Source organism: Streptomyces sp. P9-A4 (assembly GCF_036634195.1).
Classification (GTDB): domain Bacteria; phylum Actinomycetota; class Actinomycetes; order Streptomycetales; family Streptomycetaceae; genus Streptomyces.
The window spans coordinates 4,375,793-4,396,925 of sequence record NZ_JAZIFY010000001.1 but is presented as its reverse complement, the minus strand read 5'-3'; the positions used below and the strand labels follow the sequence as shown (position 1 = coordinate 4,396,925).

The 21,133-nt window shown below is 73.4% G+C and carries 18 protein-coding genes; 8 read left to right on the top strand and 10 right to left on the bottom strand.

What is annotated here, in order from left to right; translation table 11 throughout:
- Positions 1 to 126: 126 nt before the first annotated feature.
- The 3 genes from V4Y03_RS19825 to V4Y03_RS19815 all read left to right on the top strand — a co-directional run bounded on the left by V4Y03_RS19825 (position 127) and on the right by V4Y03_RS19815 (position 4,892).
- Positions 127 to 3,633, top strand: coding sequence for a hypothetical protein (locus V4Y03_RS19825; RefSeq protein WP_332435796.1), 3,507 nt, complete (start codon positions 127 to 129; stop codon positions 3,631 to 3,633).
- A 172-nt stretch (positions 3,634 to 3,805) separates the two neighbouring features.
- A complete protein-coding gene (locus V4Y03_RS19820; protein ID WP_317875660.1) occupies positions 3,806 to 4,420 on the top strand; it encodes a flavin reductase family protein in 615 nt (204 codons plus the stop codon).
- Positions 4,421 to 4,496: 76 nt separating this feature from the next.
- Positions 4,497 to 4,892 (top strand): nuclear transport factor 2 family protein, encoded by a 396-nt coding sequence (locus V4Y03_RS19815; protein WP_332435795.1) that lies wholly within the window; start codon positions 4,497 to 4,499, stop codon positions 4,890 to 4,892.
- 35 nt (positions 4,893 to 4,927) lie between these two features.
- On the opposite strand, the gene V4Y03_RS19810 is transcribed toward V4Y03_RS19815, so the two are convergent.
- Positions 4,928 to 6,232, bottom strand: a complete 1,305-nt coding sequence (locus tag V4Y03_RS19810) for an MFS transporter (protein WP_332435794.1) — start codon at positions 6,230 to 6,232, stop codon at positions 4,928 to 4,930.
- Positions 6,233 to 6,367: 135 nt separating this feature from the next.
- Positions 6,368 to 7,615, bottom strand: coding sequence for an MFS transporter (locus tag V4Y03_RS19805; protein ID WP_443079803.1), 1,248 nt, complete (start codon positions 7,613 to 7,615; stop codon positions 6,368 to 6,370).
- A 50-nt stretch (positions 7,616 to 7,665) separates the two neighbouring features.
- Here V4Y03_RS19805 and V4Y03_RS19800 point away from each other — a divergent pair, with 50 nt between their 5' ends.
- The gene (locus V4Y03_RS19800; protein WP_317875657.1) at positions 7,666 to 8,664 is read left to right on the top strand and encodes a GlxA family transcriptional regulator; all 999 of its coding nucleotides are present in this window, start codon (positions 7,666 to 7,668) and stop codon (positions 8,662 to 8,664) included.
- On the opposite strand, the gene V4Y03_RS19795 is transcribed toward V4Y03_RS19800, so the two are convergent.
- From V4Y03_RS19795 to V4Y03_RS19785, 3 genes are read right to left on the bottom strand one after another with little or no spacing between them, the layout of a single operon-like run.
- Entirely contained in the window at positions 8,622 to 9,851 is a 1,230-nt protein-coding gene (locus V4Y03_RS19795) for an MFS transporter (protein WP_332435793.1), read from the bottom strand. The genes V4Y03_RS19800 and V4Y03_RS19795 overlap by 43 nt on opposite strands.
- Before the next feature lie 56 nt (positions 9,852 to 9,907).
- Positions 9,908 to 10,957, bottom strand: coding sequence for a Zn-dependent alcohol dehydrogenase (locus tag V4Y03_RS19790; protein ID WP_332435792.1), 1,050 nt, complete (start codon positions 10,955 to 10,957; stop codon positions 9,908 to 9,910).
- Positions 10,954 to 11,886 carry an SDR family NAD(P)-dependent oxidoreductase gene (locus V4Y03_RS19785; RefSeq protein ID WP_317876673.1) on the bottom strand — a complete coding sequence of 311 codons (933 nt, stop codon included), beginning with the start codon at positions 11,884 to 11,886 and terminating at the stop codon, positions 10,954 to 10,956. The genes V4Y03_RS19790 and V4Y03_RS19785 overlap by 4 nt, the downstream gene beginning before the upstream one ends.
- Before the next feature lie 101 nt (positions 11,887 to 11,987).
- On the opposite strand from V4Y03_RS19785, the gene V4Y03_RS19780 reads away from it, so the two are divergent.
- Complete coding sequence (locus V4Y03_RS19780; protein WP_317876674.1) at positions 11,988 to 12,914, top strand: cyclase family protein; 927 nt, start codon at positions 11,988 to 11,990, stop codon at positions 12,912 to 12,914.
- Positions 12,915 to 12,931: 17 nt separating this feature from the next.
- On the opposite strand, the gene V4Y03_RS19775 is transcribed toward V4Y03_RS19780, so the two are convergent.
- The 4 genes from V4Y03_RS19775 to V4Y03_RS19760 all read right to left on the bottom strand — a co-directional run bounded on the left by V4Y03_RS19775 (position 12,932) and on the right by V4Y03_RS19760 (position 17,026).
- Positions 12,932 to 13,375, bottom strand: coding sequence for an ATP-binding protein (locus V4Y03_RS19775; RefSeq protein ID WP_332435791.1), 444 nt, complete (start codon positions 13,373 to 13,375; stop codon positions 12,932 to 12,934).
- Between the two features lie 411 nt (positions 13,376 to 13,786).
- Positions 13,787 to 14,677 carry an acyl-CoA dehydrogenase family protein gene (locus V4Y03_RS19770; RefSeq protein WP_317876676.1) on the bottom strand — a complete coding sequence of 297 codons (891 nt, stop codon included), beginning with the start codon at positions 14,675 to 14,677 and terminating at the stop codon, positions 13,787 to 13,789.
- A 4-nt stretch (positions 14,678 to 14,681) separates the two neighbouring features.
- Positions 14,682 to 15,818 carry an acyl-CoA dehydrogenase family protein gene (locus V4Y03_RS19765; protein ID WP_332435790.1) on the bottom strand — a complete coding sequence of 379 codons (1,137 nt, stop codon included), beginning with the start codon at positions 15,816 to 15,818 and terminating at the stop codon, positions 14,682 to 14,684.
- On the bottom strand, positions 15,818 to 17,026 hold the full coding sequence (locus V4Y03_RS19760; protein ID WP_317876678.1) for an amidohydrolase family protein: 1,209 nt from the start codon (positions 17,024 to 17,026) through the stop codon (positions 15,818 to 15,820). Before V4Y03_RS19760 ends, V4Y03_RS19765 begins: the two co-directional genes overlap by 1 nt.
- Positions 17,027 to 17,172: 146 nt before the next feature.
- Here V4Y03_RS19760 and V4Y03_RS19755 point away from each other — a divergent pair, with 146 nt between their 5' ends.
- Positions 17,173 to 18,681: a class I adenylate-forming enzyme family protein gene (locus V4Y03_RS19755; RefSeq protein WP_332435789.1), complete on the top strand. Its 1,509-nt coding sequence runs from the start codon at positions 17,173 to 17,175 to the stop codon at positions 18,679 to 18,681.
- Positions 18,682 to 18,709: 28 nt separating this feature from the next.
- Here the strand turns inward: V4Y03_RS19755 and V4Y03_RS19750 are convergent, their stop codons facing one another.
- A complete protein-coding gene (locus V4Y03_RS19750; protein WP_332435788.1) occupies positions 18,710 to 19,087 on the bottom strand; it encodes an STAS domain-containing protein in 378 nt (125 codons plus the stop codon).
- Positions 19,088 to 19,271: 184 nt separating this feature from the next.
- Here V4Y03_RS19750 and V4Y03_RS19745 point away from each other — a divergent pair, with 184 nt between their 5' ends.
- Together V4Y03_RS19745 and V4Y03_RS19740 are read left to right on the top strand one after the other, a co-directional pair.
- Entirely contained in the window at positions 19,272 to 19,853 is a 582-nt protein-coding gene (locus V4Y03_RS19745; protein WP_332435787.1) for a sigma-70 family RNA polymerase sigma factor, read from the top strand.
- Positions 19,850 to 21,109 (top strand): zf-HC2 domain-containing protein, encoded by a 1,260-nt coding sequence (locus tag V4Y03_RS19740; RefSeq protein ID WP_332435786.1) that lies wholly within the window; start codon positions 19,850 to 19,852, stop codon positions 21,107 to 21,109. Before V4Y03_RS19745 ends, V4Y03_RS19740 begins: the two co-directional genes overlap by 4 nt.
- Positions 21,110 to 21,133: the final 24 nt, after the last annotated feature.

The following is a 21,133-nucleotide window of genomic DNA, read 5'->3' as shown; positions in this document are numbered from 1 at the left end:
ACTGCCGCTCCGGGGGGAACGGACATGCCCGACTCCGCGCGCTCGCGCGAAAAGTCCCGAAGATCTCGAAGATCCAGAAGATCGCTTCTTCTGGTTCCCGCCCTGCTGACGGCCCTGATCGGGCCGATGCTCCCGACGGGGACGGCACTGGCGGCGACGCCCGCGCCGCCGACGTCCGCGAGCGCGGCACCCGCGCCGGACCCGACGCCCGAACCGACGTCGCCGACGCCCGGCCCCACGACGGACCCGACGCCCACGGCGCCACCGACCGCCGAACCGACGCCGAACCCGACGGACCCCACGGCGGCCCCCTGCCCCGTGCTGCCCCTGGCGCCGTTCGGCGACCCGGGCGACGCGGTCGGCCAGGTGAAGCTGGGCCTGCTCGACACCGCCTGCTTCACGCTCACCGTGGAGAAGTCCGGTCGGCACTGGCTGGTCATCGACGGCGGTCACCCGTCGTCGATGACGCTCTCCTCCGGCGGCACGCCGGTCGCGTGCCCGGGTCTCGGCTCGGTCCCCTGCGAGCTGGCCGCCGGCACGTACACGCTCGACCTCGCCGGCGGTGACTACGCCTCCACCGAGGCGCGGATCGCCTTCGTCCCGCTGATGGCCGGCCCCGGCTGCACGGGCCCCGTCGGCACCGCCTTCGGCACGGCCCCGACGACCGGCACCTCCACCAGCGGGGCCGGCATCGTCTGCCACTCCTTCACGGCCGCGCCGGGCGAGCTGATCACCTCCACCCTCCGGAACCACGCCTCCGCCAACGTCGAGGCGTGGATCACCGACAGCACGGGCAAGCGGCTCTGCAGCGTCGGCTACGCCTGCGTGACGCCCGCCGGAGGCGGCGACTACCGCGTCCTCGCGCGCTTCGCGCCCAATTCCGGCGGCACGTACCCCGTCCCGTACACCCTGACGCTCCGGCAGGTCACCCACCCCGTGGGCTGCTCGGTCGCGGGCGTGACCGCGTACGGCCCGGTGCCCGCGCAGGACCCGGCTCCGGCCGAGTGCAAGACGTTCACCCCGGCCCGAAGCGGCCTGTACAGGGTGCAGGCCGTCACGGCGTCCGGCAGCACGGGTCCGATCGCGATCTACGGGCCGGACGGAAGGGTCTGCGAGTACGGGGGCGCCTGCCCGCTCACCGCGGGCGTGACGTACACCCTGGTCGCCGACGACGCCGTACGGATCCTCGACCTCACCTCCGCCGCGGAGGGCTGCGAGGACATGTCCCTGGGGCAGCCGTACCGGGGCGCCCTCGCCGTCGCCCACGAGGTCGACTGCCTGAACCTGCCCGTCCCGCAGGGCGCCAAGGTGGCCATCACGGGCGGGCCCGCCGACGGCGGGGTGACACCGAACATCACGGTGCTCGACGCGACCGGCACCACCCTCTGCTGGAGGGAGGAGTCCCTGTCCTCGGGCGCCTGCTCCCTCGGCGGCACCGCGCCCTACCGCGCGATCGTCGAGCGCGCGGGATCGGGCGCGGACACCGGCTCCTACGGCCTCGTCGTGCGCCGCACGGACGTGGCGAGCGACTGCCGGACCTTCCCCGCCGGTGACTTCGGCCCGAACCCGGCCGGGGCGACCGTGGGCACCGGCGACGGAGTCGTCGGCGACTGCCTGACGATCCCGGCCGACGACCACTCCGCCCGCGAGCTGATCAGGACCGCGGACGGCTCCACCGAGGGCTTCACCGTGCTCGACGAGCACGGCGAGCCCGCCTGCCAGGACGAGTGGGGCGACCGGTCGGACGACTGCGCCCTGACGCCCGGACTCTCGTACACCGTCCTCGTCCCCGGCGGCACCCGCCCGGCGGCCACCCTCGTCCGCCGGGACGTCACCGCCACCGCGCGGGGCTGCGTCGCCACCCCGGCCACGAAGGCCGGCGCACCGGCACTCCTCGGCGCCTCGGGCTCGTACTGGACCCTGGTCTGCCACCGGGTGACCACGACCGACGCGCGGGACACCCTGCACCTGAAGGCCCGCTACACCGCGACGGGCCTCGCGTACGGGGCCGGTGTGTACAGCGCGAACGGCGACACCGCGTGCGAGAGCCTGGCACCGGGCTGCGCCGTCACCGGCTCCACCGCCTACCAGGCGATCGTGGAGCTCGGTCCGGGTGACGCCACCCTGCCCGCCTACCGCTTCGACGCCGTCCGCATCGGCACCGCCACCGGGCCCGCGCCCGAGTGCGTCAGGGTGCCGGACATCACCTACGGCTTCGGCCCGCTGACCGGCACGCTGTCCGAGGAGAAGCCCACGCTCTGCGCGGTGCTCCCGACCATGACGGGGGACTGGCTCAAGCTGTCGTTCGCCCCCGCGGCGTCCCACCAGAAGTCGCCGACCCCGTGGCTGTACGACGGGGTGACCCGGCAGAACGCCTGCGACGACGTGTACGGGTACTACAACTGCGTCGTGCCCGGCAGGGACGGCTACGTCTGGGTGTCCCGGCCCACCACCCTCGTGATCGGGATGCCCTCGGTTCCCACCGAAGCGCCCGTCCAGGTGAGTGCGACCGCCTTCTGCTCCAGCCTCTGCGGCTCCGTGGAGCCGTCCGTCACGGCCGTGACCCCCGGCACCGTCGGCGCCGGGAAGATCACCATGACGGTCACCGGCACGGCGCTGCACGAGAAGGACCTCTTCGAGGTGACCAACGCGTCCGGCAGCTACCGCGCCCCGTCCACAACGGTCTCCGTCGCCGCCGACCGGCGGAGCATGACGATCGCCCTGGACCTGACGGGGGCGCCGCTCGGCTCGCTGTACCTCCGGGTGGACCAGTACAAGGACTCGGCGCACGCGTTCGGGCGGGTCACCGTCGTCGCCCCGCTCCGCTCCACCGCCGTTCCCACCGTGACCGGCACCGCCGTCATCGGCGGCAAGGTCACGGCCTCGGCCGGTTCCTGGAGTCCGGCGGCCGACGCGTACGCCTACCAGTGGCGCGTCGACGGCGTCGCCGTCGCCGGTGCCACCGCCTCCACGTACACCCTGCCCACCGCCCTCTTCGGCAAGCAGCTGTCCGTGGCCGTCACCGCCCGCAAGGCCGGGCACCCCTCCGTCACCGCCGTCAGCCCGGCCGTGGCCGTCAAGGGGCTCGCGCCCAAGCCGACCCGCGTGCCCTACCCGACCGGGTCCGCGCGCGTGGGCGGGAAGGTCTCCGCCGTGGTCGGGGCCTGGTCGCCCGCGCCCACCTCGTACGGCTACCAGTGGCGGCTGAACGGGGTCGCGGTCTCCGGCGCGACCGGGTCGAGTTACGTCCTCCCGGCATCGGCCCTCGGCAAGAAGGTCACCGTCACCGTGTACGCCCTCCGCACCGGGCACCTGACCGGCGCGTACACCTCGGCCGGCTACACCGTCGCCCACGGCCTCGCGCCGCAGGCGACCCGCGCTCCGTACGTCACCGGCACGGTCAAGGTCGGGCGCACCCTCAGCCTGAACCGGGGTACGTGGACGCCGGCTCCGACCTCGTACACCTACCAGTGGTACGCGAACGGGCGGGCCATCACCGGCGCCACGAAGACCTGGCTCACGCTCGGCAAGGCCCAGCGCGGGACGCGGATCACCGTCAAGGTGACCGCCTACCGGACCGGGCACACGGCGGGCGTCGCCTGGACCCGGTCCACGGGGGCGGTCGCCGGGTGATCCCGACCCCGTAGTGCGCGCTCATCCAGGAGCCCCCGGGGCGACGGCCGGTCCGTCGCCCCGGGGGCTTCGGCGTGCGGGGCTGCCGAGTGTTCCGCTGGGGCTCCGGCGTGCGGCGCCCCCGTGCACAAGGGCTCCCCGGGGCTTCCCATCTGACGATGCGTCAGTTTCAATGGGTGATGTGATGGGACACGCGGGGATGGCGGCCACCGCCGTCCGACACCTGAGAGCGGCCGGTTCGCCGACGGCCGTCGAACCACTGCCCCGGCCGGTACTGCGCGCGGTACGGGAGGACGAGCGACCGCCCGTCGACCCGGCCGAATTCCGCCGCGTCCTCGGCCACTTCGCGAGCGGCGTCACGATCGTGACCGCCCTCGACACGGAAGGACCGGCCGGTTTCGCCTGCCAGTCCTTCGCCTCCCTCTCCCTCGACCCGCCCCTGGTCGCCTTCATGGTCGCCCGTACGTCGACGACCTGGCCCCGGATCGCGAGCGCGGGCACCTTCTGCGTCAACATCCTCGGCGCGGACCAGGGCGGCCTGTGCCGCTCCTTCGCGGTGAGCGGCGCGGACAAGTTCGCGGGCGTCGACTGGACCCCCGCGCCGACGACGGGCTCACCCCGCCTGCCGGGGACGCCCGCCTGGATCGACTGCACGATCACCGCCGTGCACACCGGGGGCGACCACCTGATCGTGGTCGGCCGGGTGGAGTCCCTCGGCGCGACGGACGAGGACGGGGGGCCGCTGCTGTTCCACCGGGGGAAGTTCGGGCGGTTCGACGGCGCATAGGCGGCCGTTCCCTTCGAGGGGGCCGCCGCCAAATCTCGCTTGCGCGTGCCCACGCCCGCCGGGGCAGGATGACCCCATGGACACGAACACGGACACGGACACGGACAGCGTCGTCGCCGAGGTCGTCGAGCGGGAGCTCCAGCTGATGAGCCCGGTCGTACGATCGTCCCGCGCGCTGTCCGACCGGCTCCTCGACCCGGAGTTCACCGAGGTGGGCGCCTCGGGGCGCCGATGGGACCGCGAGTCGACGCTCTCGGAGCTGGCGGTCATGGACGGCGCCGCCGATGACGGCCCCCGGTACGTGCCCACCGGGATGACCGGCACCGTACTGGCGCCGGGGATCGTGCACCTGACGTTCGAGACCGTGCTCGACGGCACGCGGGCCCGGCGAAGCTCGATCTGGCGGAAGCTGGACGAGGAATCCGGGTGGCGGATGTACTACCACCAGGCCACGCCCGTACCGGAGGCCTGAGCCCGGCTCAGTCGCCGGTCACTCCCCGGCGGTCATCATGCTCCCGCCGGGGACACCGCTCCCGTCCGGGGTCGCCTGATGACCAGCGCCATCAGGGCCGCCGCCGCGCACAGCGCGCCCGAGGCGTACCAGACCACGTCGTACGTGCCGAAGACGTCCCGGGCCACCCCGCCCGCGAAGGCGACGACCGCCGCCCCGACCTGGTGGGAGGCGAGCACCCAGCCGAAGACGATCGCCGAGTCCTCGCCGTAGTGCTCACGGCACAGGGCGATCGTCGGCGGCACCGTCGCCACCCAGTCCAGGCCGTAGAAGACGATGAAGAACAGCATCGGCGGGTGCACGGACGGCGCGAGCAGCACCGGCAGGAAGAGCAGCGAGATCCCGCGGAGCGCGTAGTAGACCGCGAGCAGCCGCCGCGCCTCGAAACGGTCGGTGAACCAGCCCGAGGCGATCGTGCCGACCACGTCGAACACCCCGATCACGGCGAGCAGTCCGGCCGCCGCGGTGACCGGCATGCCGTGGTCGTGCGCGGCCGGTACGAAGTGGGTCTTGACCAGGCCGTTCGTGGACGCGCCACAGATCGCGAAAGTGCCCGCGAGGAGCCAGAAGGGGCCCGTGCGGGCCGCCTTGAACAGGACCGTGACGGCCCGGCGCGCGGCGCCCGGCACGGGGGCGGGCTTCTCCGCGTACTCCCCGCCGTACGGGGCGAGCCCCACGTCCGCCGGGTGGTCGCGCAGCAGCAGCCAGACGAACGGCACGACGGCGAGCGCCGCGAGGGAGACCGTCACGGCGGCCGGGCGCCAGCCGTGGTGCTCGACCAGCCAGGACAGCAGCGGCAGGAAGACCAGCTGCCCGGAGGCGCCGGCCGCGGTGAGGATGCCGGTCACCAGGCCCCTGCGGGCCACGAACCAGCGGTTGGTGACGGTCGCGGCGAAGGCGAGCGCCATCGAGCCGCTGCCGAGGCCGACGAGGACGCCCCAGTAGAGGACCAGCTGCCAGGCGGCCGTCATCCACACCGTGAGGACGGATCCGACGGAGATGACCGTCAGCGCGACGGCGACCACCCGGCGGATGCCGAAACGGTCCATCAGGGCGGCGGCGAAGGGGGCGGTGAGGCCGTAGAGGGCGAGGTTCACCGAGACGGCGAAGCCGATCGTGCCCCGCGACCAGTCGAACTCGGCGTTCAGGGGCTCGATCAGCAGGCCCGGCAGGGAGGCGAAGGCGGCGGCGCCGATGATCGTGACGAAGGTGACCGCCGCGACGAACCAGGCACGGTGGACGCGGGAGGTACGGGCCGGTCCGGCAGGGGTACGGGCGGGGGTCTCGGTTGTCTGGGCCATGCCACTGAGCCTCCCGCGCGCGCCCCGCCCGGACCATTGGCCCGGCTGACAGCTTTCGAACGGATCGGGACACGGGCGCGCCGAGCGACGGCCCCTGGACCGGCACCGAACCCGGACCCCCTAAGGCCGGTCGGTCTAAACCCTCGGCAGCGTCCTGATCGGCCGTACGACCAGCAGCGCCGCCACCACGAGCACCGCGATCCCCGCCCCCGTCAGCAGCACCCGCTCCGTGCCGACCGCCGCCGCGACCGGCCCCGACAGGGTGCGGCCGACGCCCATCATCAGCAGCGAGCCGGCCACGTCGTACGCGTGCATCCGGTTCAACGCCTCCTGCGGCACGTGCGTCTGGACGGCCGTCGACCACATCACCAGCCAGAAGGCGAAGGCCGCCCCGCCGATGAACTGGCCCGCGCCGAGCAGCGCCACCGGCGCGCCCAGGCCGAGCAGGGCGAGGTTGACGGGGAGGCCGAGGAGGGCGACCGCGCCGGACGCGAGCGGTCTGCGCGGGCGCAGCCGGAGGGCGAGGAGGCCGCCGACGGCGCTGCCCGCGCCGTTGACGGCCATGAGCACGCCGTACGCGGCCGAGCCGTGGTCCTCGGTGACCAGGCTCGCGGTGAGCGGCACCATGGGGCCCGCGACGGTCAGCCCGTACACCGTCCAGATGGAGATGACCCCCCAGAGCCAGTTCCGGGACCGGAACTCCCGCCAGCCGCCCGCGAGTTCGGCGCCGAGGGAGTCGCGCCGCAGGGAGTCGGACGGGATCGGGGCGATCCGCATCAGAGCGAGGCAGAGGGCGCTGACCGCGAAGGTCACGCCGTTGACGGCGAAGGCGGCGCCCGCGTTCCACACGGCGACGAGCACGCCCGCCGCCGCCGGTCCCGCCATGATCATGAGGGCTTCGGCGACCCGCAGGACGGCGTTGGCGCGCTGCACGTCGGGGGCTATGCGCGGGATGGTGGAGGCGACGCCCGGCTGGAAGAGGGCGGCGCCGATTCCGCTGAGGACGGAGAGGGTGTAGACCGCCCACAGCGGTGGGCTGCCGAGGGCGAAGGAGACGGCGAGGACGGCGGCGCCGGGGAGCCGCAGCAGGTCCGCGAGGATCATCATGCGGCGGGCGGTGAAGCGGTCCGCGAGGACGCCGCCGAAGAGGACGAAGAGGGCGAAGGCGGCGGTCCAGCCGCCGAGCGCGTACCCGACGGTGGAGCCGGAGTGACCGGCGCCGAGGAGTCCGGCGGCGAAGGCCACCGGGACCATGCCCTCGCCGAAGACGGCGACCGCGCGGGCGACGAAGAAGAGCCGGAAGTTACGGTTCCACAGTGCGGGCGGCTCGGCCGGGGCGGGAATCCGCTCGGCGGCCTCAGACTTGTACGTGTTGTCCGTCACGAAGACGAACAGCTACCAGCCAGCTGGTCTACACCACCACTGATTTTCCGATGGGAGCACCGCCCGTGCCGTCCCCGCACCGCGTTGTCGTGCTTGCCCTGCCCGGCCTCCTCCCCTTCGAACTGGGCATCCCGCACCGGATCTTCGGCCGCGCCCGCGACGCGGAGGGCAGGCTGCTGTACGAGATCGTCACCTGCGCGCCGGCCGCCGGGCCCGTACCCACCGACGCCGACTTCTCGGTGCACGTCGAGCACGGCCCGGAGGCCCTCGCCACCGCCGACACGGTCGTCGTCCCCGCCTCGTACGAACTCGGCCCGGTCTACGCCGAGGGCCGCCTCACCGGGGAACTGGCCGCCGCCCTCGCGCACATCAGGCCCGGCACCCGGCTCGTCTCCATCTGTACCGGCGGGTACGTGCTCGCCGCCGCCGGATTCCTCGACGGCCGCCCGGCCACCACGCACTGGTCCTCGGCCGAGCACTTCCAGCGGCTCTTCCCGCGCGTCCGGGTCGACGCCGACGTGCTGTTCGTCGACGACGGCGACGTGCTCACCTCGGCGGGGGTGGCCGCCGGGATCGACCTGTGCCTGCACATCGTGCGCCGCGACCACGGGACGGCGGTCGCGAACGACGTCGCCCGCCGGACGGTCGTACCGCCGCACCGGGACGGCGGCCAGGCCCAGTACATCGAGCGCCCGGTGCCGGAGACCGGCACCCACACCACGACGGCGGCGCGCGCCTGGGCGCTCGCCCACCTCCACGAGCCGATCCAGCTGCGGGACCTGGCCGAGAAGGAGGCGATGAGCGTACGGACGTTCACCCGCCGGTTCCGGGACGAGGTCGGCATCAGCCCCGGCCAGTGGCTCACCCAGCAGCGCGTCGAACGCGCCCGCTACCTCCTGGAGTCCACGGGCCTGCCGGTCGACCGGGTCGCGCGGGACGCGGGCTTCGGCACGGCGCAGTCCCTCCGGGTGCACCTGATGAGCGCGATCGGGGTGACCCCGACGTCCTACCGGCGGACCTTCCGGACGGGCGCGGAGGCGTCTTCCTGACCCTCCCCCACCGGCTCCGGTGTCTCGCGGGCGAGTCGCCGCTCCCCCACCGCCCCCACCACCGCCAGCAGCACCGTCAGCCCCACCCCGTACAGGATCGCCGTCGACGGGGCCACCACCTTGAGCAGCCCGCCCGCGAGGGCCCCGCTCGCCGCGTATCCGGCGCCGACGGCCGCGTACATCAGGGAGTAGCCGGCGGCGAGCGCGGACGGCGGCAGCAGCTGCCTGAGGGCCAGGTTCCTGGTGAGGCCCGCGGGGGCCTGGAGGAGACCGGCGGCGACCAGGGCCACCGCGATGGCGGCCGTCCACGGCAGGACGGCGACGAGCGCGACGCCCGAGGCCACCGCGAGGACGAGGACGAGCGACTGCACGGGCAGCGAGCCCGGCCAGTTCCCCCGCAGCCCGTAGACGAACGCGCCGACCGCCGAACCGATCGAGAACCCGGCGAGCAGCGGCCCCGCCCAGCCGATGCCGATCCCCCGCTGTTCGAGCAGGGCGGGCAGGATCAGCTCGGCGAGCGCCAGCAGGGTCAGTCCGGCGGCGCCGAGGACGTACACGGGCCAGGCCCGCAGCAGCGCCCGCCGCGCCGCCCCGCCGTCCTCCCCGGCCACCGGCTGCTCCCATCCCACGGGCAGCAGCCGCAGCCCGGCGACGGCGAGCGCCATCGACGCCGCCGAGAGCAGCAGCGGTACGGCGGGGTCGACGCCGAGCGCCAGCCCGGTGACGAGCGCCGGCGCGGCGGCCCAGATGCCGAAGGTGAGCACCGACTCCATGCTCATCGCCTGGGTCACGGCCCGTTCCGGGACCAGGCTGGTGAGGAGGGCCCGCAGCCCGCCGGGCACGGCGCCGGGCCCGGCGCCCGCGAACAGCGCGAGGACGGCGAGGAGCACCGGGTGCGCGCCCGGCAGGAGCCCGAGGCCCGCGAAGCCCGCGGCGCCCACCGCGAGCCCGGCGGCGAGCTGCGGCCGGGCCCGCCCGGCGTTCATCCGCATGCCGAGGACGGGCGCGGCGACGATCTCGCCGATGACGTACGCGGCGGCGAGCGCCGCCCCCAGCGAGTAGCCCCCGGGCCGCTCCCGCACCAGGAACACGAGCGCGAGCGGCGCCATGGCGACGGGCAGCCTGCTGGTGACGGTGACGCCGGACCAGAACAGTACGGAACGGGTGGCGAGCTCGCGGTAGGACATAGGACAGGACCGTAATGGCCGTACGGCCCTGTGCCCAGCGGTGTTGCGGGGAGGGCTCAGAAGGTGAGCACGCCCCGGGCGACCTTGCCCGCCTCGGCGTCCTCCACGGCCCGCGCGAAGTCCTCCACGGGGTAGGTGGAGGTGACGAGTTCGTCGAGGAGGAGGCGGCCCGAGCGGTACAGCTCGGCGTAGAGCGCGATGTCCCGCTGGGGCCGGGAGGAGCCGTACCGGCAGCCGAGGATCGACTTGTCGAGGAACATCGCGGCGGGCAGGAACGTCGCCTCCGCCTTGGGGGCGGTCATGCCGAGGAGGATCGCCTGCCCGTGCCGGTCCAGGAGGTCGACGGCGGTGCGGACGAGCCCGGTGTGGCCGACGCACTCGAAGACGTGGTCGGCGCCGGTGGGCAGGATCCCCCGTACGCCGTCGGTGGAGTCCAGGAAGTGGGTGGCGCCGAAGCGGCGGGCGACCTCCTCCTTGTCCGGGTTGGTGTCCACGGCCACGATCGTGAGGGCGCCGGCGACCCGGGCGCCCTGGAGGACGTTGAGGCCGATGCCGCCGGTGCCGATGACGACGACGGTCTCGCCCCGGCCGACCTTCGCCCGGTTCAGTACGGCTCCGACGCCGGTGAGGACACCGCAGCCCATGAGGGCGGCGGAGGTCAGCGGGATGTCCTTGGGGATCTTCACGGCCTGGACGGCCTTGACGACGGTCCGCTCGGCGAACGACGAGTTCGACGCGAACTGGTAGAGCGGCCGGCCGTCCCGCGAGAACGGCTGCCGCGGCATCCCGATGGCCTTGCGGCACATGGTGGGCCGCCCCCGGTCGCAGTCCGCGCAGGCCCCGCAGTTGGCGAGCGTGGACAGGGCGACGTGGTCTCCGGCGGCGACGTGCGTGACGCCGGGCCCGACGGCCTCGACGACCCCGGCGCCCTCGTGCCCGAGGACGACGGGCACGGGGAACGGGATGGTCCCGTCGACGACGGACAGATCGCTGTGGCAGAGCCCGGCGGCGGCCACCGCCACCAGCACCTCTCCGGGCCCGGGTTCCCGTATCTCCAGGTCGTCGACGACCTGGACCTGCTTCCCGTCGAAGACGACACCTCTCATGAGCCGTTCTCCTTAGCGGTGTTGGGGCGCTCGCCCGCCGCCGCGGCCCGCGCCATCTCCTCGAGCCGCGCCAGCATGGGCATCGGGTCGACGCCCACCGTCCCCGGCAGGAAGTCCGCGATCCGCTCGGGGGTCCACGCGCCGCCCTCCGCGTATCCGGCCCGCAGTTCGCGGGGCTGCGCCCAGACCGCGATCTTGGGTCCGGCGATCGTGTAGACCTGGCCGGTGATCTTCTCCTCGCGGGCCCGCTCGGAGAGCAGGTAGACGACCAGGGCGGCCACGTCCTCGGGCTCCCCGATCTCGGCCAGTTCCATCGGGACGTTGGCCGACATCCGGGTCCGTGCCACCGGCGCCACCGCGTTCGCCGTGACCCCGTACTTGTGGAGGCCGAGCGCCGCCGACCGTACGAGCGAGATGATCCCGCCCTTGGCGGCCGAGTAGTTGGCCTGGGCCACGGACCCCTGGTGGTTGCCGCTGGTGAAGCCGATCAGCGTGCCCGCGCCCTGGCGGCGCATGACCGCCGAGGCCGCCCGGAAGACCGTGAACGTGCCCTTGAGGTGGGTCGCGACGACCGGGTCCCACTCCTCCTCGGACATGTTGAAGAGCATCCGCTCGCGCAGGATGCCCGCCACGCAGACGACGCCGTCGATGCGCCCGTACTCGGCGAGGGCGGTGTCGACGACCCGCTGCCCGCCCGCCATCGTCGAGATGTCGTCGGCGACCGCGACGGCCGAGCCGCCCGCCGCCTCGATCTCCTTCACCACCGAGAGGGCGATCTCGGAGGTCGGTTCCCCGCCCTCGATGGACACGCCGTAGTCGTTGACGACGACCTTCGCGCCCTCCGCCGCGCACGCGAGGGCGACGGCACGGCCGATGCCCCGCCCCGCCCCCGTCACGGCGACGACCTTGCCAGTCAAGAAGTTCCCCACGTCCGGCCCCTTCCCGCACTTTCTGACGGTCCGTTAGATTTGTTCGTCGTCAGGATTCTACGGTCCGTCAGATACCGGAAAACAAGACCCCGGAGGCCCCGATGTCTCTTCCCGCCGCATTCCACGAGATCGCCAAGCGCGTCAACAACTGGGGGCGCTGGGGCCAGGACGACGAGATCGGCACCCTCAACCTCGTCACGGACGAGGTCGTACGGGAGGCCGTCGCCACCGTCCGCACCGGCCACCGCGTCCCGCTCGCCGTCGACCTGAAACAGGACGGCGTCCAGACCGGCATGATCCCCGGCCGGGTCAACCCGCTCCACACCATGGTCCAGATCAACCAGGAGCTCTTCGGCCCCGGCACGGTCGCCACCAGCGACGACGTCGTGACCCTGGGCCTCCAGGCCGCCACCCACTGGGACGCGCTGACGCACGCCTCGCACTCGGGCCGCATCTACAACGGCCGGCCCGCCGCCACCATCACCCCGCACGGCGGCGCCGAGTTCAGCGGCATCCACACCGCCCGCCACCTCGTCTCGCGCGGTGTCCTGCTGGACGTGGCCGCCGCGAAGGGGCTGGACCGGCTGCCGGGCGACCACGCCGTCACGCCGGAGGACCTGGACGAGGCCGCGGAGTTCGGCGGGGTGACCGTACGGGCCGGTGACATCGTGCTCGTACGGACCGGCCAGATCCAGCTGTACCTGGCCGGGGACCGGCACGGGTACGCGTTCCCGTCACCCGGGCTCTCGGTCCGTACGCCGGAGTGGTTCCACGCGCGGGACGTCGCGGCGGTCGCCGACGACACCCTCACGTTCGAGATCTTCCCGCCGGAGATCGAGGACCTCTGGATGCCGGTGCACGCCCTCGACCTGGTCGAGATGGGGATGCTCCAGGGCCAGAACTGGAACCTGGAAGCACTGTCCACAGCCTGTGCACAGGAGCGGCGCTACGCTTTCCTGCTCTCGGCGATGCCGGAGCCCTTCGTGGGCGCCACGGGCACACCCGTGGCGCCGGTGGCCATCCTGTAGACGGCCGCCACGAAGGGTCAGCAGCGCACCCGGCCGGGGGGCAGGGAAGCCGCCGGCGAAGGCGCGGCCGGAGCCGACCGGTCCACCTCGCACCAGATGCTCTTGCCGACGCCCTCGGGCTGCCAGCCCCACCGGTCCGCGAGGCCGTCCACGAGCTCCAGGCCGCGCCCGTTGGTGTCGTCACCCTCGGCGTGCCGGGGCTTCGGCGGGCGGTCGCTCGCATCGGCCACCTCGACCCGCACCCCGCCCCCCGCCGCGAACAGCATCCGGAGCACGGCCGGGCAGCCGGTGTGCACCACGGCATTGGTCACGAGCTCGGAGATGAGCAGCACCAGCGTGTCCGCCAGCGACTCGTCCTCCCCTATGCCCGAGCCGGCGAGCCTCGACCGGGCCCACCTCCGGGCCCGACTCACCTCGGCCGGGTCGGGCCCGACCTCCAACTGAACCTGAAGCACCTGCACCGCTCACACCATCCGAACCGGCGGACACATCGCCTCGCGCCTCACAGCCATCGACGCCCTTACGGAACGTGATTCCCTTGTGAGACAGCATGGTTGACGTACAGTCACCGCAACAAGCGCTTCGGGCATATTCCAGCGCGAAGGAGTACGCGTGGTCCATACTGTGCGACGCGCGCTGCGGGGAGTCGAACAGGGGCGCGCGGGGCGCATCCTCGGGGCGCGAGCGGCGCGCATTCCCGGGCCCGGAGTCACCTCGGGGGCGACACCGGGACGATCCGGGCCAACACGCACTCGCATCCCACGGAGCGTACCGGAGCCGGACGGCGACTCCGGGCCGTGACGGCCGCGCCGTAGGACACAACCCGGTATCGACATTCCGTGACCCGGCGAACGCGGAGGGCTACCGACGGGTCACAGTCCGGCCGCCACCGCCTCCTCCGCCCGCGCGGCGGGCAGCCGCAGCTCGGCCCGCACCCAGGCCCGCTTGAGGTGCAGATGGACGTCCGCCTCCCAGGTGAAGCCCATGCCGCCGAGCACCTGGAGGCAGTCCCTGGCGTTGCCGACGGCGGCCGTGTCGGCGAGCAGCTTGGCCCCGGCGATCTCGACGGGGTCGGCGGTGACGGAGGCGGCGCGGACGGCGGCGCGGGCGAGTTCGGTACGGACGAGCATCCCGGCGCACAGGTGCTTGACGGCCTGGAAGGCCCCGATCGGCTGCCCGAACTGCTCCCGCTCGCGGGCGTACCCGACGGCCGCCTCGGTGGCCCACCCGGCGCTCCCGACCTGCTCGGCGGCGAGGAGCAGCGCGGCAACGAGCCGGCCGTCCCCACCCGCGAGGAGCCCGCCCTCTCCGTGCCCCCGCTCCCCCGGGACCCGGTGGAGCGGTGTCAGCGGGTCCACCGACCGCATCGGCACGGCGCCGCCCGCGTCCCCGATCACCACGTCGGCCTCGTCCAGCCAGGGGACCAGCCCCTCGTCGGCCTCGGTGACGACGACGGTGCCCTCCGCCGCGCCCGGCACGGAACCGGCCGCGAGGTGCGTGGCCACCAGCGGGCCCGGCAGCAGGGCCCGGCCCGCCTCCTCGAAGACGAGCACCGCCTCCGGGAGGCCGAGCCCCACGCCCCCGTCCTCCTCGGGCAGCCGCAGGGCGAAGAACCCGGCGTCGCCGAGTTCCCGCCACAGCTCCCGGTCCAGCGCGGGGGCGTCGACGGCGGCCCGGAGCGCCTCGCGGTCGAAGCGGCCTTCGAGGAGGTCGCGTACGCCCCTGCTGAGGGCCCGCTGGTCCTCGGTGAGTCGGAAGTCCACGGGGTCACCGGCCCTTCGGCAGGCCGAGGATGCGCTCGGCGACGATGTTGCGCTGGATCTGGGAGGTACCGGCCGCGATCGTGTACGAGAGCGAGGACAGCCGGTCCAGGGTCCAGTCGCGGCCGAGGTCGAGCGCCTCGGGGCCGAGGACCGCGGCGGCGGCTTCGTACAGCTCCTGGCGGGCGTGGGAGTAGTGCAGTTTGAAGACGGAGCCGCCCGCCCCGGGGGCCCCGCCCGTCGCCTGGGCCTCGCTGACGTTGGCCTGGACGATCCGCCAGAGGGCCCGGAACTCGGCGGAGAGCCTGCCGAGCCTCCGGCGCAGGACGGGGTCGTCCCAGGTGCCGTTCTTCCGGGCGGTGCGGGCGAGTTCGCCGAGCAGACGGCGGCAGGCGACGACCTCCCCGACGAACGCGGTGCCGCGCTCGAAGGAGAGGGTGACCATGGTGACCCGCCAGCCGTCGTTCTCCTCGCCGACCCGGTTCCCGACGGGCACGCGCACCTCGTCGAGGAAGACCTCGGCGAACTCCGTCGACCCGGCGAGGGTCCGCAGCGGCCGTACGGTGATGCCGGGGGCGTCCATGGGCATCGCGAGCCAGGTGATGCCCTTGTGCTTGGAGGCCGCCCCCGGGTCCGTACGGACAAGGAGTTCGCACCAGTCGGCGACCTCGGCGTGCGAGGTCCAGATCTTCTGGCCGCTGATGACGTACTCGTCCCCGTCCCGTACCGCCCGGGTGCGGAGCGAGGCGAGGTCGGAGCCGGCGCCGGGCTCGCTGAAGCCCTGGCACCAGACCTCGTCGCCGCGCAGGACGGGCGGCAGCCAGCGGGCGCGCTGTTCGGGCGTGCCCTCGGCGGCGACGGTCGGGCCCGCGTGGAGGAGCCCGACGAAGTTGGCGCCGACGTAGGGCGCACCGGCGAGTTCGGTCTCCTCCAGGAAGATGAGCCGCTGGGTCGGGGAGGCGTCCCAGTGGACGTCGGCGTATCCGGCGTCGTACAGCCTGCGCTGCCAGCCGCAGTCGTAGGCGCGGCGGCCCGGCCAGTCGAGCGGGTCGGGCCGTTCGGGGAGGCCCGGGAGGGTGGCGGCGAGCCATTCCCGCAGCCCGGCCCGGTAGGCCTCCTCCTCGTCGGTGCAGGAGAGGTCCATCAGACGGTGCCCCGGCCTCGGTCGAAGTCGAGGTCGAGCATGCGGATGGCGTTGCCGCGCATGAGCTTGTAGACCGTCTCGTCGTCGAGGCCCTGGACGTGGTCGAGGGCGACCTCCTTGGTGTGCGGGAAGGTCGAGTCGACGTGCGGGTAGTCGGTCTCGAAGGTGGCGTTGTCCCGGCCGACGACGTCGAGCGAGGCGATGCCGTGCTTGTCGCGGAAGAAGCAGCAGAAGATCTGCCGGTAGTAGTACGTGGACGGCGGCTCGGGGATGAGGTCGCGGACGCCGCCCCAGGCGCGGTGCTCCTCCCAGACGTCGTCGGCGCGTTCGAGGGCGTACGGGATCCAGCCCATCTGCCCCTCGCTGTAGGCGAGTTTGAGCCGGGGGAACTTCACGAGGACCCCGCTGAAGAGGAAGTCCATCATCGAGGCCATGGCGTTGTTGAAGCTCAGCGAGGCCTGGACGGCGGGCGGGGCGTCGGGGGAGGCGGCGGGCATCTGGCTGCTGGAGCCGATGTGCATGTTGACCACCGTCCCGGTCTCCTGGCAGACGGCGAAGAACGGGTCCCAGTAGCCGGAGTGGATCGACGGCAGTCCGAGGTGGGTGGGGATCTCGGAGAAGGTGACGGCCCTGACGCCCCGGGCGGCGTTGCGCCGGATCTCGGCCACGGCGAGGTCGATGTCCCAGAGCGGGATGATGCAGAGCGGGATCAGCCGGCCGCCGCTGCCGCCGCACCACTCCTCGACCATCCAGTCGTTGTAGGCGCGGACGCAGGCGAGGGCGACCTCCTTGTCGTGGGCCTCGGCGAAGGTCTGCCCGCAGAAGCGGGGGAAGGTGGGGAAGCAGAGGGAGGCCTCGACGTGGTTGAGGTCCATGTCCTTCAGCCGGGCGACCGGGTCCCAGCACCCGCGCCGCATCTCCTCGCGGGTGATCCCCTCCAGGGTCATCTCGTCGCGGTCGAAGCCGACGGCGGCGATGTTGCGCTTGTACGGGAACTTGAGGTCCTCGTAGATCCACCAGTCGGTGGGCGGCCCGTCGGGGTCCATCGTGATCTGGTACTTCCCGGCGACGTAGGCGAGCTCCCCGATGCCGGCGGTGAGCGGCCGGGGCCCCCGGTCCCGGTACTTCTTCGGGAGCCAGGTGTCGAAGAGGTGGGCGGGCTCGATCACGTGGTCGTCGACGCTGATGATGCGGGGCAGTTCCGTCATGACCCCTCCATGTCTCTCATGGCGTTTTCTGATGGACCGTCAGATCTGACGGGATCAGGCTAGCCCCGCACCCCTGGACCGACAAGCGCCGGGCCTCTACGCTCACCGCACCATCTGACGGAACGTCAGCCAAGAGGAGTACGGTCATGGATCAGACCGCGCACGCCCTGGGCGAGTCCGGCACGCTCTGGGAACTCGTCGAACGCCGCGCCGCCCTCACCCCCGGCCTGCCCGTCCTCCTCCAGGGCGACCGGGTGCTCACCTTCGGCGGGCTCCGGGACCGGGCCGAGCGCTGCGCCGCCGGGCTGTACGCCATGGGGGTGCGGCCGGGGACGGTCGTCGCCTGGCAGCTGCCCACCCGCATCGAGACCGCCGTGCTCTCCTTCGCGCTCGCCCGCGTCGGAGCCGTACAGACGCCCGTGATCCCCTTCTACCGGGACAAGGAGGTCGGCTTCGCGCTGCGCGAGTCCAAGGCCGAGTTCTTCGCCGTCCCCGGTGTCTGGCGCGGCTTCGACCACACCGGGATGGCCCGGCGGCTCGGCGCGCGCGGGATCTTCGAGGCCTACGACGACCTGCCCGACGGCGACCCGGCCGTGCTGCCCCCGCCGCCCTCCTCCGGGACCGACGTCCGCTGGATCTACTGGACCTCCGGCACGACCTCCGACCCCAAGGGCGTCCTGCACACCGACCGTTCCCTGCTCGCCGGCGGCTCCTGCCTCGCCCACGCGCTGCGGCTCACCGCCGAGGACGTCGGCTCGATGGCCTTCCCGTACGCGCACATCGCCGGGCCCGACTACACCGTGATGCTGCTGCTGTACGGGTTCCCGGCCGTCATGTTCGAGCAGTTCGCGCTGCCCGACGCCCTCGGCGAGTACCGGCGGCACGGGGTGACCGTGGCCGGCGGCTCCACCGCCTTCTACGCGATGTTCCTCGCCCAGCAGCGCGAGCACCCGGACGAACCCGTCATCCCCACCCTCCGGCTGCTCGCGGGCGGCGGCGCGCCCAAGCCCCCGGAGATCTACCACGCCGTACGCAAGGAGCTGGGCTGTCAGCTCACCCACGGGTACGGCATGACCGAGGTCCCCATGATCACCATGGGCGACCCCGACGACACCACCGAGAACCTCGCGACCACCGAGGGACGCCCGCCCGCCGGCATGGAGATACGGATCACCGCCACCGGAGAGGTCCGGCTGCGCGGCGAGGCCGTCTGCCGGGGCTATCTCGACCCGGCGCAGACCGCCGCCGCCTTCGACGAGGACGGCTTCCTCATCACCGGCGACGTCGGACACCTCACCCCGAGCGGCCACCTCGTCCTCACCGGCCGCATCAAGGACATCATCATCCGCAAGGGCGAGAACATCTCGGCCAAGGAGATCGAGGACCTCCTCCACGAGCACCCCGGCGTCGGCGACGCCGCCGTCATCGGCCTCCCGGACACCGAACGCGGGGAACGCGTCTGCGCCGTCGTCGAACAGCCGCCCGGCGCCGCCCCGCTGACCCTCCCGGCGGTCACCGCCTTCCTGCGGGAGGCCGGCCTGTCCGTCCACAAGCTGCCGGAACAGCTGGAGGTGGTGGACGCGCTCCCCCGCAACGAGACGCTGCGGAAGGTCCTCAAGTACCGGCTGAGGGAGCAGTACGGCCCGAGGCCGTGAGCGCCGCCGGGGGCGGGGGCGGCGGTGGTCAGTTCGCGGTCGCGCCCGCCGAGGCGCCCGCCCCGGCGACCGCCGCCGGCACGTCCTCGTACACCTCGAAGAGGCGGCGGACGCCGAGCGCGGCCAGCACCCGGCCGACATGGCCCTCCCGGTCCTCCGGGAGGATCAGCCGCAGCCGGCCGCCGCAGGAGCGGAGCAGCCGGCGGGCCGCGATCAGGACGCCGACCCCGCTGGAATCGCAGAACCGCACGGCGGACAGGTCGATCACCAGGTCGTGGCGGCCACCCGCCACGGCGTCGTGGACCCTCCTGCGTATCCGCGGGGAGGTGATCAGGTCCATCTCTCCGCGCACCTGGAACACCGTCCAGGAGTCGTACTCGTCCTCGTCGACCTCGATCGTCGTCACGCCCGCCGCCTGCCCCGCCGGGAACGGACGAAACCCCCGGACCGGTGGATGACGCTTTCCTTACCATCAGGGCCCGCGTCAAGAGCGCACTTGCGGCAAACAGGCGTGCGTTCACGGCGCGGCCCACTACGTTGGAGGAGAACCGGGAAGCCGACGGGGATGCGCGGGAGGGGCGGAGGACCGGATGGCGATGGACACACCACCGCGCTGGGACCGCAGGATGCAGCAGCGGCTGGCGCGCGGCGAGGCCGCCGCGCTCGGCGAGCTGTACGACCGGTTCGCCGCCCTGGTGCACAGCCTCGCCCACCGGGTCCTCGACGACGACGACGCCGCCGACCAGATCACCCGCGAGGTCTTCGGCTACATCTGGGAGAACCCCGACGCCTACGACCCCAAGCAGGGCAACCTGCGCTCGTGGGTCGCCAAGCTGACCCAGCGGCAGGCCGTCCACCGCCTCCGGCAGAACGAGGCCACGGCGTACGCGGAGACCGGGATCGGCTCCGCCGAGGAACTGGAACAGAAGGTCCGGCGGGCCACCGTCGCCGCCCGCGCCGACTACATCGTCACGTCCATGCCGAGACCGCTTCGGGCCGCGCTGGAACTGGCGTACTTCCAGCGCCGGGACTACCGGCAGACCGCCGCCGACCTCGGCGTCACCGAGGACGAGGCCCGGCGGCGCCTCCGCCTCGGCCTCCAGCTGCTCTCCTCGGCCCACACCCGCCCCGCCGAGGGCGGAGCGCCGCCCGGCTACGGACGGGCGCTGTGACCGGGGCGAACGACGACGCGGACGACGTCGCACGCGCCCCCTGGATCCCGGGCCCGCGCCGGGCGGCCGACGACCACGCGGACCTGACGGCGGAGGCGGCGTACGGGGACGGACCGCCACCGGAATCTCCACCGGAACCGGAACCCGAGGTCCCCGTGCTCAGCCATGGAGTGCTCAAGTCCCTGCTCGGGGCCTGGGCGCTTTCGGCGTGTTCGGCCGGGGAGACGCAGGCCGTCGAGGACCACCTCACCGTCTGCGCGCCCTGCGCCGACGAGGCCCTGCGGCTCCGCGACGCCGTGGCGCTGCTCCACGAGGACCGCGACCTGGACCTCGACCCGCTGCTGCGCTCCCGGGTCCTGGAGAACTGCCTCGGCCGCCGCCCGGCCCGTATCCCCGTCCCCGACTGGGTCACCCCGTACGACGCCGAGACCGCGCGGCTCGACGCGCTGCTGCGGGACATCGGCGAGTCCGAGTGGCACGCCCCGGTCCGGCTCAAGTGGTACGAGGAGGACCGGCTCGTCCGCCGGAAGGCGACCGTCGCCGGGGTCATCGGCCACCTCCTCGCCGTCGACGGACTGGTGGGGGTGGCGCTCGGACTCGACGACCCGCTGGGCGCGGGCTCGCCCGAGCTGTCGCCGACGGAGCGCACCGAGGCGCTCTGGTCGGGCCTCGACCGGCCCGCGAACCGGTCCCTGCGGGGTCCCTGGCGGGAGCAGAGCCACAACCTGATCCGCACGGTCTCGTTCGCGGGCCGGGGCGTGGCGGACCTGACCGTCACCTACAAGGACTTCGCGCTGCCGCTGCGCGACTCGCTCCTGGAGCGGGCCTTCGAGTGCTGGGTGCACGCGGACGACATCGCGAACGCGGTGGCCTACCCGTACGCCCCGCCCAGCGGCGCGCATCTGCACGGCATGATCGACCTGGCGGCGCGGCTGCTCCCGGCGGCCCTGGCCGGCCGCCGCCGCACCGGCCTCGCGGCCCCGGCCCGGCATCTCGTCGCGGCGGGCGCGCCGGGCCGCTCGCTCCATCTGGAGGTGGAGGGCGCGGGCGGCGGCCACTGGTACATCGCGCTGGACTCCCCGGCGGCGGTCGGTTCGCCGGAACGGGCGGTGGCTCAGGTGGCGATGGACGGGGTGGAGTTCTGCCAGCTGGTGGCGGGCCACATCTCGCCGGAGGAAGCGGCGGCGGGCCAGGACGGCGACCGCGAGGCGATCAGGGACGTCCTCTTCGCGGCGGCCTCCCTGAGCCGGCTGTAGGCAGCCGGCCAGGGGGCCGAGCGG

Excerpts from the sequence above, each read along its gene's own strand:
- V4Y03_RS19825 (WP_332435796.1), top strand. The coding sequence starts at position 127 with ATGCTCCCGACGGGGACGGCACTGGCGGCGACGCCCGCGCCGCCGACG.
- V4Y03_RS19820 (WP_317875660.1), top strand. The coding sequence starts at position 3,806 with ATGGGTGATGTGATGGGACACGCGGGGATGGCGGCCACCGCCGTCCGA.
- V4Y03_RS19815 (WP_332435795.1), top strand. The coding sequence starts at position 4,497 with ATGGACACGAACACGGACACGGACACGGACAGCGTCGTCGCCGAGGTC.
- V4Y03_RS19810 (WP_332435794.1), bottom strand. The coding sequence starts at position 6,232 with ATGGCCCAGACAACCGAGACCCCCGCCCGTACCCCTGCCGGACCGGCC.
- V4Y03_RS19800 (WP_317875657.1), top strand. The coding sequence starts at position 7,666 with ATGGGAGCACCGCCCGTGCCGTCCCCGCACCGCGTTGTCGTGCTTGCC.
- V4Y03_RS19795 (WP_332435793.1), bottom strand. The coding sequence starts at position 9,851 with ATGTCCTACCGCGAGCTCGCCACCCGTTCCGTACTGTTCTGGTCCGGC.
- V4Y03_RS19790 (WP_332435792.1), bottom strand. The coding sequence starts at position 10,957 with ATGAGAGGTGTCGTCTTCGACGGGAAGCAGGTCCAGGTCGTCGACGAC.
- V4Y03_RS19780 (WP_317876674.1), top strand. The coding sequence starts at position 11,988 with ATGTCTCTTCCCGCCGCATTCCACGAGATCGCCAAGCGCGTCAACAAC.
- V4Y03_RS19765 (WP_332435790.1), bottom strand. The coding sequence starts at position 15,818 with ATGGACCTCTCCTGCACCGACGAGGAGGAGGCCTACCGGGCCGGGCTG.
- V4Y03_RS19760 (WP_317876678.1), bottom strand. The coding sequence starts at position 17,026 with ATGACGGAACTGCCCCGCATCATCAGCGTCGACGACCACGTGATCGAG.
- V4Y03_RS19755 (WP_332435789.1), top strand. The coding sequence starts at position 17,173 with ATGGATCAGACCGCGCACGCCCTGGGCGAGTCCGGCACGCTCTGGGAA.
- V4Y03_RS19745 (WP_332435787.1), top strand. The coding sequence starts at position 19,272 with ATGGCGATGGACACACCACCGCGCTGGGACCGCAGGATGCAGCAGCGG.